The 13,400-nt window shown below is 57.9% G+C and carries 14 protein-coding genes; 7 read left to right on the forward strand and 7 right to left on the reverse strand.

Going from position 1 to position 13,400, the window contains the following annotated elements; genetic code table 11:
* Position 1 precedes the first annotated feature (1 nt).
* The gene (locus DY251_RS16885; protein WP_147307452.1) at positions 2-265 is read right to left on the reverse strand and encodes a hypothetical protein; all 264 of its coding nucleotides are present in this window, start codon (positions 263-265) and stop codon (positions 2-4) included.
* A gap of 425 nt (positions 266-690) precedes the next feature.
* Between DY251_RS16885 and DY251_RS16890 the strand changes: the two genes are divergently transcribed.
* The 6 genes from DY251_RS16890 (at position 691) to rimO (ending at position 5,465) form a co-directional block, all read left to right on the forward strand.
* A complete protein-coding gene (locus DY251_RS16890) occupies positions 691-963 on the forward strand; it encodes a hypothetical protein (protein WP_116625087.1) in 273 nt (90 codons plus the stop codon).
* 118 nt (positions 964-1,081) lie between these two features.
* On the forward strand, positions 1,082-1,351 hold the full coding sequence (locus DY251_RS16895) for a DUF2934 domain-containing protein (RefSeq protein WP_116625088.1): 270 nt from the start codon (positions 1,082-1,084) through the stop codon (positions 1,349-1,351).
* A 170-nt stretch (positions 1,352-1,521) separates the two neighbouring features.
* Positions 1,522-2,349, forward strand: a complete 828-nt coding sequence (gene map / locus DY251_RS16900) for a type I methionyl aminopeptidase (protein ID WP_116625089.1) — start codon at positions 1,522-1,524, stop codon at positions 2,347-2,349.
* A gap of 88 nt (positions 2,350-2,437) precedes the next feature.
* Positions 2,438-3,190, forward strand: coding sequence for a RadC family protein (gene radC, locus DY251_RS16905; RefSeq protein WP_116625090.1), 753 nt, complete (start codon positions 2,438-2,440; stop codon positions 3,188-3,190).
* A gap of 142 nt (positions 3,191-3,332) precedes the next feature.
* Positions 3,333-4,028 (forward strand): TerC family protein, encoded by a 696-nt coding sequence (locus tag DY251_RS16910; protein WP_116625091.1) that lies wholly within the window; start codon positions 3,333-3,335, stop codon positions 4,026-4,028.
* Positions 4,029-4,148: 120 nt separating this feature from the next.
* On the forward strand, positions 4,149-5,465 hold the full coding sequence (rimO, locus tag DY251_RS16915; RefSeq protein WP_116625154.1) for a 30S ribosomal protein S12 methylthiotransferase RimO: 1,317 nt from the start codon (positions 4,149-4,151) through the stop codon (positions 5,463-5,465).
* Here rimO and DY251_RS16920 read toward each other — a convergent pair.
* The 5 genes from DY251_RS16920 to DY251_RS16940 all read right to left on the reverse strand — a co-directional run bounded on the left by DY251_RS16920 (position 5,447) and on the right by DY251_RS16940 (position 9,022).
* Positions 5,447-6,085 (reverse strand): glutathione S-transferase family protein, encoded by a 639-nt coding sequence (locus tag DY251_RS16920; RefSeq protein ID WP_116625092.1) that lies wholly within the window; start codon positions 6,083-6,085, stop codon positions 5,447-5,449. The genes rimO and DY251_RS16920 overlap by 19 nt on opposite strands.
* Before the next feature lie 139 nt (positions 6,086-6,224).
* Positions 6,225-6,842 (reverse strand): 30S ribosomal protein S4, encoded by a 618-nt coding sequence (rpsD, locus tag DY251_RS16925; RefSeq protein ID WP_116625093.1) that lies wholly within the window; start codon positions 6,840-6,842, stop codon positions 6,225-6,227.
* A 252-nt stretch (positions 6,843-7,094) separates the two neighbouring features.
* Positions 7,095-7,280, reverse strand: coding sequence for a DUF3008 family protein (locus DY251_RS16930; RefSeq protein ID WP_116625094.1), 186 nt, complete (start codon positions 7,278-7,280; stop codon positions 7,095-7,097).
* Positions 7,281-7,335: 55 nt separating this feature from the next.
* Positions 7,336-8,136 (reverse strand): glutamate racemase, encoded by an 801-nt coding sequence (gene murI / locus DY251_RS16935; protein WP_116625095.1) that lies wholly within the window; start codon positions 8,134-8,136, stop codon positions 7,336-7,338.
* Positions 8,129-9,022: an RNA methyltransferase gene (locus tag DY251_RS16940; RefSeq protein ID WP_116625096.1), complete on the reverse strand. Its 894-nt coding sequence runs from the start codon at positions 9,020-9,022 to the stop codon at positions 8,129-8,131. The genes murI and DY251_RS16940 overlap by 8 nt, the downstream gene beginning before the upstream one ends.
* Positions 9,023-9,200: 178 nt before the next feature.
* Here DY251_RS16940 and DY251_RS16945 point away from each other — a divergent pair, with 178 nt between their 5' ends.
* A complete protein-coding gene (locus DY251_RS16945; RefSeq protein WP_116625097.1) occupies positions 9,201-10,412 on the forward strand; it encodes an NADP-dependent isocitrate dehydrogenase in 1,212 nt (403 codons plus the stop codon).
* Between the two features lie 284 nt (positions 10,413-10,696).
* On the opposite strand, the gene alaS is transcribed toward DY251_RS16945, so the two are convergent.
* Positions 10,697-13,357, reverse strand: a complete 2,661-nt coding sequence (gene alaS / locus DY251_RS16950; protein WP_116625098.1) for an alanine--tRNA ligase — start codon at positions 13,355-13,357, stop codon at positions 10,697-10,699.
* Between the last annotated feature and the right edge of the window lie 43 nt (positions 13,358-13,400).

The raw sequence follows: 13,400 nt of genomic DNA on the forward strand, positions 1-13,400 counted from the left end.
GCTAGGCGGCGGTGCGCTGCGAATCCGCACCCTCGCCCTCGTCATTCAGCAAGGTGTGAGGCGCGGTGCAGGCATAATATGAAAAGGCGACGTTCTCATCCGATAGGCCTGCAGAGCGGCAGTCCGGACAGTAAAAATATGGCTTGAGATGTTCCGGGCGCGCGCCATGGCGGCTACCCAGATAGCGCGCCAGCAATACCAGCTTAAGCGGGACATTATGATTGCAGCCTGTGCTGGTGCAACGCGCCCGAATATCAACACCCAATGCGATATGTTCGCCCAGCGTCTGGATGTTAGATGGGTCAGAAATTGGCGGAAGCGGAAAGATTGGGTGAGGCATGGTAGAGCAACAAGCTGCCTCAACTGCTGCATTACGACCAGCCCATAGAAGAATATACACCACACCACCATCGCTAAAAAACACAGCGCCCGTCGGCCAAGGCCGACGGGCACACTCATAACGGCTCCGGGCGGGCGGCATAGGGAAAGCCGCGATGAGTAAGCAATCCTAGCGTGCGAACAAAGCGCAATACAATTCAGCACTTAGAGGAGGGTCGGCTAATACCGCTAACGCCTTTATGTGATGTCTATACCGACCGGGCGGGCATCAAATGCGGGCCCTTGCTAGCGGTCTGGTTGCACCATAATCTCGCCCACCGTCGTTCATTTCGCACCGGATGGGAGGATCGAATGAAACTTTTCAATGCATCTTTCCGCAGAGCATCACTCGCAGCAATTGCCGTTCTGGCAGCACTAGCCACCAGCAATGTGTCACTGCTTACGTCTGGCTTCATCGGTGACGCTCAGGCGAAGAAGATTGTGATCAAGCAGACCAGCATCTATGTCGCGACGCTTCCGACCGGTTGCGTCAAAACTATATACGGCAATGTCACCGTTTGGCGCTGCGGCACAATCTACTACCAGCCGTACAAGGGCCGTTACGTTCGCGTCTATATAAACTAGCCGAGCTAACTTCACGCTTTGCACCTCTGGCACTCTGTGGCAGGCTGCATTTGCGGCATGAATCTGGAACTTTGATTCACGCTCGCGCCAGTCGTGCAACGCCATCCGGGAGCAGGATATGAGCGGAAATCGTGACGAGCGCATAAGAGAACGAGCACACGCAATTTGGGATCGGGAAGGCAAGCCGGAAGGTGCAGCGCAGCGCCACTGGCAGCAGGCGGAAGGCGAGATCGAAAAGGAAGACAGCGCGCCGAAAAAGGCGGCAGCAAAGAAGCCTGCCGCCAAAAAGCCGGTAGCAACTTCTGCGAGCGCGAAGGCAAAAAAGACCGGTGCCGACGCAGCACCCGCCAAGCGCTCCAAAGACACGAAGAAGCCCTCGAAAGCCTGAGTACACTCCGCAGCAATTGCGCCGCATAGGCCTCAGCGCGCAGATTTGATCAAAATCCGCATGTACGCGCGCGGACAATCCATCCGTGCGGTTGAAATTTGCGTGCCAAGGTGCCAAATCCGGGACAAGCTAATTTGCCCTGGATAGGGCAGTATCCTGAGACATTGCCGATGGTCACTTATCTCGACGCCGAAACCGCGCCCATGCGCAACACCGGCCAAATACGTCTTTACGGCGCGGATGCCTTTGAAGGCATGCGACGCGCGTGCCAGCTAACCGCGCGCTGCCTCGATGAGTTGGCAGATATCGTTCAGCCCGGCGTGACGACCAACGAGATTGACCGAAAGGTTTTCGAGTTCGGCATGGACAATGGCGCGTTGCCAGCCACACTGAACTATCGCGGCTACACGAAATCGTCCTGCACCTCGATCAACCACGTCGTTTGCCACGGTATTCCAGACGATAAGCCGCTGCGCGAAGGCGATGTGGTCAACATCGACGTGACTTATGTGTTGGATGGCTGGCACGGCGATTCCAGCCGTATGTATCCCGTTGGCCAGATCAAGCGCGCCGCAGAGCGACTGCTTGAAGTGACGCACGAATGCCTGATGCGCGGCATCGCTGCGGTTAAGCCCGGCGCGCGCACGGGCGCAATCGGTGCTGCAATCCAGAGCTTTGCGGAGCGCGAGCGCTGCTCGGTGGTGCGCGACTTCTGTGGCCACGGCGTCGGCAGGCTGTTTCATGACGCACCGAATATTCTTCATTACGGCTCCGCGCATGAAGGCATCGAAATGCGTGAGGGCATGATTTTCACCATCGAGCCGATGATCAATCTCGGTCGACCGCATGTGAAAGTGCTGTCCGACGGCTGGACCGCTGTGACGCGGGATCGCTCGCTCTCCGCCCAGTACGAGCATACGGTCGGCGTAACCAGGGATGGGTGTGAGATTTTCACGCTTTCGCCAAAGGGCTTGGATCGCCCCGGCCTGCCCTCCTGAACAGGAATCCCAAGGATAACTGAATCTGCCCGCTTCATTCGCGCATAAGCACAATCTAATAAGATGATCGTGCGGCGCAGGATCGAGCATGCAAGACGAACAGGACGAGCGCGGTTTCTTTGGCGAGCGGCCACTTAAGCCTCTCGCGAAAACCGACCCCAAACTAGACAAGCCGCACTATCTCGGCCATCGCGAACGCCTGCGGCAACGCCTTCGCGACAGCGGGCCGGAATCGCTCCAGGATTACGAGGTTCTGGAGCTTTTGCTTTTTCGCTCGATCACCCGCGCAGATACCAAGGGTCGCGCAAAAGCGCTCATTCAAAGATTCGGCTCACTAAGCGAAGTGCTGGGTGCACCGGAACGCCTGTTGCGAGAGGTGGAGGGCATCGGCGACGCGGTCGCGTTTGACCTCAAGGTAATTGCCGCCGCCGCCAAGCGCATGGCAAAGGGCGAGGTCGCACAGCGCGAGGTTTTGTCGTCATGGCAATTGCTGCTCGACTATGTGCGCACAGCGATGGCATTCGAGACGACAGAACAGTTTCGCATATTGTTTCTGGACAAGCGAAACGCGCTGATCGCCGACGAAGTGCAGCAAACCGGAACAGTCGATCACACGCCCGCCTATCCGCGCGAAGTTGCCAAGCGTGCGCTGGAACTCTCCGCCACGGCAATCATACTGGTCCACAACCATCCGTCTGGCGACCCGACGCCTTCAAAGGCTGATATTGAAATGACCAAGACGATCATGAGTGTGTGCAAGCCGCTGAGCATTATGGTTCACGATCACATCATCGTCGGAAAGGCCGGTTTCGCGAGCCTCAAGGGGCTGGCGTTGATATAGCGCGAACACTGCAACCATATATGCGCAACGTCGTTCACGAGCAGCGTCGGTGAATGAAATGCAGAATGCCGCGAAGCGCTTGACGTGTGCCGACATCACAGTTTAGGGCCAAAGCTGGAATTCATCAGGGGATAGATGCGATATGGAAATATTTACCGCCGCAGGCTTTTCGGCTCTGCTCCAGGTTATCGCAATCGATCTGGTGCTTGCTGGCGACAACGCCATCGTTATCGGGCTGGCCGCTGCGGGGCTCCCCAAGGATCAACGAAAGAAGGCGATCCTCGTCGGCATTGCAGCCGCCACCGTACTGCGCATCATCTTTGCGCTGATCACCCAACAGCTTCTACAAATCGGGCCGATCCTGCTCATCGCCGGTGGTTTGTTGCTTCTCTATGTGTGCTGGAAAATGTGGCGCGAACTGCGCGTCTCGCATGAAGACGAGGCCGATGCGACCGAAGCCCTGTCCGATACGGATTATAACGCGGACGGCACCGTTGCCGGCAGGGGCGCTCGCAAAACCTTCGCGCAAGCGGCGATGCAGATCGTTATCGCAGACGTTTCGATGTCTCTCGACAATGTTCTCGCGGTTGCTGGCGCGGCGATGGACCACCCCACGGTTCTTATCATCGGCCTTGCACTGTCGATCGCTCTCATGGGCTTCGCGGCTTCCTTCATTGCACGCTTGCTGCATCGCTACCGCTGGATCGCTTACATTGGCTTGCTGGTCATTCTGTACGTCGCAATCGAGATGACTTTGAAGGGCGCATACAACCAGTGGCCCGATCAGCTCAGCTTCCTCAACGCCTGGTTTGGCGCGCCAGGAAGCCTCGCTCATTAAACGGACAGGTTTCATTGCGCCGCCAAGTGTGATACTGCGCCGCGCAATATGAAGATCATAAGGGCCGGACCGAAAGGTTCGGCCTTTGGCAATTGGCCCATGACCACTGAAATGAAGCCCATGTCTGTAGCGCCCCGCGTCAGCTTTGTGAGCCTTGGCTGCCCCAAGGCACTTGTCGATTCCGAACGCATCATCACCCGCCTTCGGGCAGAGGGATACGAAATCGCGCGCAAACATGACGGCGCAGATTTGGTGGTGGTGAACACCTGCGGGTTCCTCGATTCCGCGCGCGACGAGTCCCTGGAGGCCATCGGCACGGCGATGAAAGAAAACGGCAAAGTGATTGTCACCGGCTGCATGGGCGCCACGCCGGAACTGATCCGCGACAAGCATCCGAACGTCTTCGCGATCACCGGGCCGCAGGCATATGAAAGCGTGATGGCAGCGGTGCACGAGGCCGCGCCGCCCGCGCACGATCCTTACCTGGACCTGCTGCCGCCGCAAGGTGTCAAGCTGACGCCACGCCACTACGCCTATCTGAAGATTTCGGAAGGCTGTAACAATCGCTGCACATTCTGCATCATCCCTGCCCTGCGCGGCGATCTCGTTTCGCGTCCAGCTGCGGACGTGCTGCGAGAGGCGGAAAAACTGGCGAAGGCTGGCGTCAAGGAAATCATGGTCATCAGCCAGGATACGAGCGCCTATGGCGTGGATATAAAATATGCCGCCAGCCAATGGGGCGACCGCGAGGTGCGCGCAAAATTCCTCGACCTTTCGCGCGAGCTTGGCGACATGGGCATGTGGGTGCGCCTGCATTACGTCTACCCATACCCGCACGTCGCGGATGTCATTCCATTGATGGCGGAAGGCAAGGTGCTGCCCTATCTCGACATTCCCTTCCAGCACGCATCGCCCGCAGTATTGAAAAATATGCGCCGCCCTGCGCATGGTGAAAAGACGCTCGACCGCATCCGCTCGTGGCGCGAGATCTGCCCAGACCTCTCAATCCGCTCGACCTTTATCGTGGGCTTCCCCGGCGAAACCGAGGAAGATTTCCAGATGCTTCTGGACTGGCTGGACGAAGCGAAAATCGACCGCGCTGGCTGCTTCAAATACGAGCCAGTTGGCGGCGCACGCTCAGAAGAAATGGGCCTTGCTGCTGTGCCGCAGGAGGTCAAAGAGGCGCGCTGGCATCGGTTCATGCAGCGCCAGCAGAAGATTTCCGCTCAACAGCAGAAGAAAAAGATCGGCAAGCGCCTGCCTGTCATCATCGACGAGGCAAATGGATTGTCGGCCAAGGGCCGCACGAAATACGACGCACCGGAGATTGACGGTTCAGTTCACATCGAATCCCGCCGTCCGCTGCGCACAGGCGACATTGTGACAGTGAAGATCGAACGGGCGGATGCCTACGATCTTTATGGCATCACCGGTTGATTGGCGGAGGCGCCCGCCTCTGCAATCTCTTTTTCGACACTCATAATGCGCTGATAGGCCGGACGCGACAGCGTGCGGCTCAGATACTCCCGGAACACAGGATCATTCGGCATCGCTTTCAGAACATTCATAGTGAAAAATAGACCGCTAGCCATCTGAGTGTCTGCGGCGGTGAAATTATCGCCCGCCACGAACTTGCTGCGCGCAAGCCGTTTGCGCACATTGGCAAGCATGTCCTCATACGAGCCGAACGAGAAACTGCCGGACCGATAGGAAATGCCCTGTGCATGAGCCGAGACCGCAGGATCAAAAACAGAATCGCAATAAATCAGCCAAGTAAGGAACGCAGCTCGATCCGCAGTGCCCACCGGAGGCGCAAGCTGCGCATCAGGGAAAGCTTCGGTGAGATAAAGGCAGATCGCAGCGCGCTCGGTTACGACCGTGCCGTTATGATCAATCGCTGGCACTTTCTTATTGGGCTGAACTTCGCGATAGCTCTCCGGCACACCGTCTTTTGCCCTGATATCGATATGAATGCGCTCGTAACGCGCGCCGATTTCTTCAAGCAACCAATGAACGCCGACCGAACGTGACCACGGCGCAAAGTAGAACGTCAGCATCGGTTTCTCCTTCCGCTTAGGGAACGACAACGCCTGCCGATGACAGAAACCTCTGGCCAGCCTTGTGACAAGAGCCCTCCCAAAACGAAAAGCGGCCCTTGCGGGCCGCTCCAAATACTCTGCGTGAAAGCAGGCGCGCTTAACGAGAATAAAACTCGACGACCAGATTCGGTTCCATCTGAACTGCAAACGGAACGTCCGACAGGCCCGGAACACGACGATAGGTCGCGACCATCTTGTTGTGATCAACTTCGATGTAGTCCGGCACGTCGCGCTCTGCGAGCTGGACAGCCTCCAGAACCAGAACGAGCTGCTTGGACTTTTCGCGAACTTCGATGACGTCGCCCGGCTTGCAGCGATACGAACCAATGTTGGTGCGCTTGCCGTTCACGTTGATGTGGCCGTGATTAATGAACTGGCGTGCCGCGAAAATGGTGGGCACGAACTTCGCGCGATAGACGACAGCGTCAAGGCGCGATTCCAGCAGACCAATCAGGTTTTCGGAAGTGTCACCACGGCGGCGGTTGGCTTCCTCGTAAATCTTGCGGAACTGCTTTTCCGAAACGTCGCCATAGTGGCCCTTGAGCTTCTGCTTTGCGCGGAGCTGCAGGCCGAAATCGGACAGCTTACCCTTGCGGCGCTGACCATGCTGGCCGGGACCATATTCACGACGGTTTACAGGGGACTTCGGACGGCCCCAGATGTTTTCGCCAAGACGGCGATCAATTTTGTATTTTGCCGATTCGCGTTTGCTCATCGCATTCCCTTTCAAAAAGTTACGCCCGGAACTTCACGTTCCGGGTGAAGGAAACGCGCCCTCCTCTGGCTTCCGTTTTCGAAACCTGACAGGATTTTCCACAACGCTGCGGATAATCCACGGGACACGTCAATGATCTCAGGACGTATTTCTGGCAATCCTGTCAGGTCCCGAACCGACAAAAGCCAGCGCCGGACTTTTCGGCCCGGCGCGGCGTGGACATAGGAGAAAGCTGCGCAAAAGTCAAATCAGCTAACTAGCCTTTTTCTTCGGCAAGCCCTTACGCTTCGTTTCGGCAAATTCCTCAAGCTGCTTTTCGCTCATGGAATCGTACATTTCCCGCGACGCGCCCTTGAGTTCGCTCTTTTTTGTCTCGCCGCGCTTTGCAGAAAGCGCAGCGCCTGCGGCCTTCTGTTGTGCTTGTGATTTGGCGGGCATGAATGCCTCCTGTCGTTGATGACATTTCAACGCAGGCGGACACCCGCCGTTCCCGTCAGCTTACAGAAAGTCCAAATCCCTGCATCAGCCGGCGCGTGGCGAAATCCACACTTCCAGAACTGAAAACGGCAACATCATGCATATCTTTTGGCGGCGCGGCATGTTCGCCGGGATTTACCTCGCCCAGAAGCGAAAGCGTGCGGCGCGCAATCGCCTCGCTGGAATCGATCCAGTCCACCGGCCACGGCGCCATTTTGCGCATACGATTGATCAGGAAGGGGTAATGCGTGCAGGCGAGCACGACAATATCGGTCCGCAGCCCATCCCTTTCGACAAAGCAGGGCTCGATTTCCGCGCGCACGGCTTCCTCGTCGACGAAACCTTCACGCATATAAATTTCAGCGAGTCGTGCAAGTTGCGTGCTGCCGACCAGCCGCACATGGCACTGCCCTGCCCATTTGCCGATCAGATCACGCGTATATTGACGCTTCACCGTGCCGGGCGTCGCGAGCACGGAAACCAGACCGGAGCGCGTGCGCTCTGCCGCCGGCTTGATGGCTGGAACTGTGCCCACAAAAGGCGTTTCGGGATAGGCCTCCCGCAAGTCAGAGAGCGAAAGCGTCGAAGCGGTGTTGCACGGAACAACGGCAACCTGCGGCCGGTAGCGCTTTATAAGATCACCAAACAGCGAGACGATGCGCTCGTTGAGCGCGGGTTCCTCCCAATCGCCATAAGGAAATGCTGCGTCATCAGCGAAATAGACAAAGCGCCGATCTGGCATCAGCACCCGCGCCTCACGCAGAACGGTGAGGCCACCAACACCGGAGTCGAACATCAAAACCGGGCGGTTAGCCATGTTTGACGCCCCGTTTGGCCATCGCTTCCCTGCCGCGTTCCGATAGAGGCGCTGCACCTTCCTCGCTGTGCGCCGCGCGGTCGGCAAGCGCCTTGCGTTCGGGATAACCGCTGCCGCGCGGCTGCTTCGGCGAAAAATAATCGAGTGACGACAGAACGCCGCGCAGCACTTTCAATTCAGCTTCCGCGAAGGCAGGACGGGTCAGCACGGAGCGCAGATTGTCGACCATCTTGGGCTTCTTGGCCGCGGGACGAAAATAGCCACGAGCCTCCAAAGCAGCTTCCAGATGCTCAAAAAAGCTATGCAGTTGCACCTTCGATGCGGGCTCCATATCCGGTCCACGGAACGCGGTATCCGTTTCGGATGCGAGGCCCGACTTCATCCACTCATAAGACATCAGCAACACCGCCTGCGCGATATTCAGCGATGCAAAAGCCGGATTCACCGGAAAGGTGACAATCTCATCGGCCAGCCCGACCTCCTCGTTGAACAGGCCGAACTTTTCGCGCCCGAAGAGAATGCCAAGTTTTTCGCCATCGTCGTAGCGGGTTCGCAAGGTTCGTGCGGCCTCAACAGGTCCGCGCACCTGCTTGAAGCCATCGCGCTCCCGCGCGGTCGTCGCGAACACGAAATTAAGGTCAGCTACAGCCTCCGCGAGCGTTTCGTACACGACCACGCCGTCAATCACATGATCAGCCTTGCTGGCTGCCGCACGCGCCCGCTCGTTCGGCCAACCATCGCGAGGCTTTACCAGACGCAACTCGGACAGCCCGAAATTCGCCATTGCGCGCGCAACCATGCCGATATTCTCGCCAAGCTGCGGCTCAACGAGAATGACAGCCGGCCCGCCGGTAATCATGGGTCTATCGCTATCAGTTCCTGCCATTTGCCTCGGGTGCCTGTTCATTGCGGCGAATGCTGGGTCGGATGCCATATTCGCGCGGCAAATTGAAGAGCCTCGACACTTTGTCGTAGACAGCGGCTCGCCATTTGCGCGCGCGGAACCGCTTTGCTATAGGCCACTCACACATCCAATTCGCGCATTTTCACACGAGGCTCAATTTATGTCGAAAATCAAGGTGGCAAATCCCGTTGTCGAGCTGGACGGGGATGAGATGACCCGCATTATCTGGCAACTCATCAAGGACAAGTTGATCCACCCCTATCTCGACGTGAACCTGGACTACTACGACCTTGGCATGGAGCATCGCGACGCGACCAACGATCAGGTCACAGTCGATGCGGCGAACGCGATCAAGAAATATGGCGTTGGCGTCAAGTGCGCGACCATTACGCCAGACGAGGCTCGCGTCGAGGAATTCGGCCTCAAGAAAATGTGGAAGTCGCCCAACGGCACGATCCGCAACATTCTCGGCGGCGTGATTTTCCGCGAACCCATTATCATGAAGAACGTGCCGCGTTTGGTGCCGGGCTGGACGAAGCCCATCATCGTTGGCCGTCACGCATTCGGTGATCAGTATAAAGCGACGGACTTCCGCTATCCCGGCAAGGGCAAGCTGACGATCAAGTTTGTCGGTGATGACGGCACGGTGATCGAGCACGACGTATATGACGCGCCAGGTTCCGGCGTCGCCATGGCTATGTACAATCTGGACGAGTCGATCCGCGAATTTGCGCGCGCCTCGCTGAACTACGGTCTGCTGCGCGGCTATCCGGTTTATCTTTCGACCAAAAACACGATCCTCAAGGCCTATGACGGCCGCTTCAAGGACATCTTCCAGGAAGTGTACGAGCAGGAATTCGAGGCTGAGTTCAAGGCGCGCAAGATCTGGTACGAGCATCGCCTGATCGACGACATGGTTGCTTCGAGCCTGAAATGGTCGGGCGGCTATGTCTGGGCCTGTAAGAACTATGACGGCGACGTGCAGTCCGACACCGTGGCGCAAGGCTTCGGTTCGCTCGGCCTCATGACCTCAGTGCTCATGACGCCGGATGGCAAGACAGTTGAAGCAGAAGCCGCGCACGGCACGGTTACGCGCCACTATCGCCAGCATCAGAAGGGCGAAGAAACGTCGACCAACTCGATCGCATCGATCTTTGCATGGACGCGTGGTCTGGCCCATCGCGCCAAGCTGGACGACAATGCGCAATTGAAGAAATTCGCCGAGACGCTGGAGAAGGTCTGCGTGCAGACGGTCGAATCCGGCTTCATGACCAAGGATCTGTCGCTACTGATTGGACCCGATCAGCCGTGGCTCTCCACCACCGGTTTCCTCGACAAGATCGACGAGAATTTGCAAAAGGCGATGGCGTAAAAGCTAGTCCTTCAGGAATCGAAAAGGCGCGCTCAATGGCGCGCCTTTTTTGTTTGAAAGATTATGATCGGCGGACGCATTTGCCACCAAGCGAGCACTAGTGCCGCCCCTCACCCTTACCCTCTCCCCGTAAACGGCGAGAGGGGGCATCGACGTAGCTCTCAATTTTCAACGCAGCTTGAGTTCGCAAACTAGGCCACAGCCCGCCTCCCCCCGTTTACGGGGAGAGGATGCCGGCAGGCAGGTGAGGTGCAGAGCCGACCTCACCCGCATTTTTGCTTTCCCTACGCGGCCATTGCGGCCTTCACTGCAGCGATGGCTTCGGCAGCCTTCGATGCGTCGGGGCCACCAGCCTGCGCCATGTCCGGGCGACCACCGCCACCCTGCCCGCCAAGAGCGGCAGAGGCAACGCGCACAAGATCAACCGCGCTGAAACGCTTGATGAGATCTTCGGTGACGCCCACGACAACACTCGCCTTGCCTTCAGCCTCACCAACCAGAACAACCACGCCGGAGCCAAGCGACTTCTTGCCTTCGTCGGCCAGAGACTTGAGATCCTTCGGCGCAACGCCAGACACTGACTTGCCGAGGAAACCTACGCCGGCAACCTGCTCCGCCTCGCTGCCGCCATCGGCTTTGGCCGAACCGCCCATTGCGAGCTTCTTGCGCGCATCGGTCAATTCACGCTCCAGCTTCTTGCGTTCATCCAGCAAGGACTCGACGCGAGCCAGCACATCGGCGGGCGCGACCTTCAGCGCCGATGCAACGGCCTTCAAGCGCTGATCCTGTTCATCAAGATGCTTGCGCGCCGCAATGCCCGTAAGCGCCTCGACACGCCGAACACCAGCGGCGACCGCGCCTTCACTCACGATGCGCACCAGCCCAATATCGCCAGTGGCAGACACATGCGTGCCGCCGCAAAGCTCAACGGAATAAGGCCGGTTTGACTTTTCGCCGTGCAGGCCCGTACCCATCGAAACGACACGCACCTCGTCGCCATATTTTTCACCGAAGAGCGCCATCGCGCCCTCTGCAATCGCGTCATCGACACTCATCAAGCGCGTGGTGACGGGTGCGTTCTGCACGATGATTTCGTTCGCCAACTCCTCGACACGCTCAAGCTCTTCATGGCTGATGGGCTTGGGGTGGGAGAAGTCGAAGCGCAGACGATCCGGCGCAACCAGCGAACCTTTTTGCGCAACATGGGTGCCGAGCACTTCGCGCAGACCTTCATGCAGCAAGTGGGTCGCAGAGTGATTTGCACGCAAACGCGTGCGCCGCTCATGCGCAACATTCAACTCAACAGCTGTACCAACCTTGATGCTACCCTTGGAGACGGTGCCAATATGCACGAACAGCCCATCTGCTTTCTTTTGCGTGTCGGTAACGGTGAAGGTAAAGCCGTCGCCAGAGATCGTGCCGGTATCGCCCATCTGGCCACCCGACTCGCCGTAAAATGGCGTCTGGTTCACGATGATGGAAGCCTTGGCACCGTCACCAACCTGCGCGACCTCTTTGCCGTCCTGAACGATGGCGAGCACAACGCCCTCTGCCTTTTCGGTGTCGTAGCCAAGGAATTCCGTCGCGCCGTGCCTTTCACGCAGTGCAAACCAAATCGTTTCCGTAGCGGCCTCGCCCGAGCCAGCCCAATTGGCGCGAGCCTCCGCCTTCTGGCGTTCCATCGCGTCCTGAAAGCCGTCAAGGTTCACGGAGATATTGCGCTGGCGCAGGGCGTCCTGCGTCAAATCAAGCGGGAAGCCGTAAGTATCGTAGAGCTTGAAGGCGGTTTCGCCATCCAGCATGTCGCCCGATTTCAGCGAGGCGGTTGCGTCTTCGAGCAGGTTGAGCCCGCGCGCAAGCGTCTTGCGGAACCGCGACTCTTCCAACTTAAGCGTTTCGGTGATGAGCGCCTCGCCACGAACAAGCTCGGGATATGCCTGACCCATTTCGCGCACGAGCGCCGGAATCAGCTTCCACATTATTGGCTCGGATGCGCCGAGAAGCTGCGCGTGACGCATAGCGCGGCGCATGATCCGGCGCAGCACATAACCCCTGCCCTCGTTGGAGGGAAGCACACCATCCGCAATGAGGAAGCACGATGAGCGCAAATGGTCTGCAATGACACGGAACGAAGCAACTGTTTCCGCATCCGGCCCGCGACCAAGCGCAGATGCGGTCGCCTCGATCAGGTGCCTGAAAAGATCCGTCTCGAAAACGCTTTCGACGCCTTGCAGGATCGACGCCATGCGCTCAAGACCCATGCCCGTGTCGATGGACGGGCGCGGCAAGTTGATCCGCTCTTCCTTCGTGACCTGCTCATACTGCATGAACACGAGGTTCCAGAACTCAAGGAACCGGTCACCATCCTCTTCCGGACTTCCGGGAGGTCCGCCCCAGATATGCTCGCCACGGTCGATGAAAATCTCAGAGCATGGGCCACAGGGGCCGGTGTCGCCCATCGCCCAGAAATTGTCCGAGGTGGCGATGCGGATGATCCGATCGTCCGAGAACCCGGCGATCTTTTTCCAGTATTCCGCCGCCTCATCATCCGTATGGTAGACAGTGACGAGCAGCTTATCCTTCGGCAGACCAAAATCCTTGGTGATGAGATTCCAGGCAAACTCGATGGCGTTTTCCTTGAAATAGTCGCCGAACGAGAAATTGCCCAGCATCTCAAAGAATGTCAGATGGCGCGCGGTGTAGCCTACATTGTCGAGGTCGTTGTGCTTACCACCGGCGCGCACGCTCTTCTGCGCCGTTGCAGCGCGCACATAGGGGCGCTTCTCAAGACCCGTAAACACGTTCTTGAACTGCACCATGCCCGCATTGGTGAACATCAAGGTCGGATCATTGCGCGGCACCAGTGGGCTGGAAGCCACAACCTCGTGACCGTTCTTTCGGAAATAATCGAGGAACGTTGACCTGATCTCGTTGACGCCGCTCATGCACTGACCTTCATGAAAAACCGCCGGCAAACCGGCGGGAAAA

Source organism: Mesorhizobium denitrificans (assembly GCF_003403035.1).
GTDB lineage: Bacteria > Pseudomonadota > Alphaproteobacteria > Rhizobiales > Rhizobiaceae > Mesorhizobium_G > Mesorhizobium_G denitrificans.

Bases quoted from the DNA above. Each gene is read 5' to 3' on its own strand.
- DY251_RS16940 (WP_116625096.1), bottom strand. From the start codon at position 9,022: ATGGCAGGAACTGATAGCGATAGACCCATGATTACCGGCGGGCCGGCT.
- DY251_RS16890 (WP_116625087.1), top strand. From the start codon at position 691: ATGAAACTTTTCAATGCATCTTTCCGCAGAGCATCACTCGCAGCAATT.
- radC (WP_116625090.1), top strand. From the start codon at position 2,438: ATGCAAGACGAACAGGACGAGCGCGGTTTCTTTGGCGAGCGGCCACTT.
- DY251_RS16910 (WP_116625091.1), top strand. From the start codon at position 3,333: ATGGAAATATTTACCGCCGCAGGCTTTTCGGCTCTGCTCCAGGTTATC.
- DY251_RS16945 (WP_116625097.1), top strand. From the start codon at position 9,201: ATGTCGAAAATCAAGGTGGCAAATCCCGTTGTCGAGCTGGACGGGGAT.
- DY251_RS16920 (WP_116625092.1), bottom strand. From the start codon at position 6,085: ATGCTGACGTTCTACTTTGCGCCGTGGTCACGTTCGGTCGGCGTTCAT.
- murI (WP_116625095.1), bottom strand. From the start codon at position 8,136: ATGGCTAACCGCCCGGTTTTGATGTTCGACTCCGGTGTTGGTGGCCTC.
- DY251_RS16930 (WP_116625094.1), bottom strand. From the start codon at position 7,280: ATGCCCGCCAAATCACAAGCACAACAGAAGGCCGCAGGCGCTGCGCTT.
- map (WP_116625089.1), top strand. From the start codon at position 1,522: ATGGTCACTTATCTCGACGCCGAAACCGCGCCCATGCGCAACACCGGC.
- rimO (WP_116625154.1), top strand. From the start codon at position 4,149: ATGTCTGTAGCGCCCCGCGTCAGCTTTGTGAGCCTTGGCTGCCCCAAG.
- DY251_RS16895 (WP_116625088.1), top strand. From the start codon at position 1,082: ATGAGCGGAAATCGTGACGAGCGCATAAGAGAACGAGCACACGCAATT.
- alaS (WP_116625098.1), bottom strand. From the start codon at position 13,357: ATGAGCGGCGTCAACGAGATCAGGTCAACGTTCCTCGATTATTTCCGA.
- rpsD (WP_116625093.1), bottom strand. From the start codon at position 6,842: ATGAGCAAACGCGAATCGGCAAAATACAAAATTGATCGCCGTCTTGGC.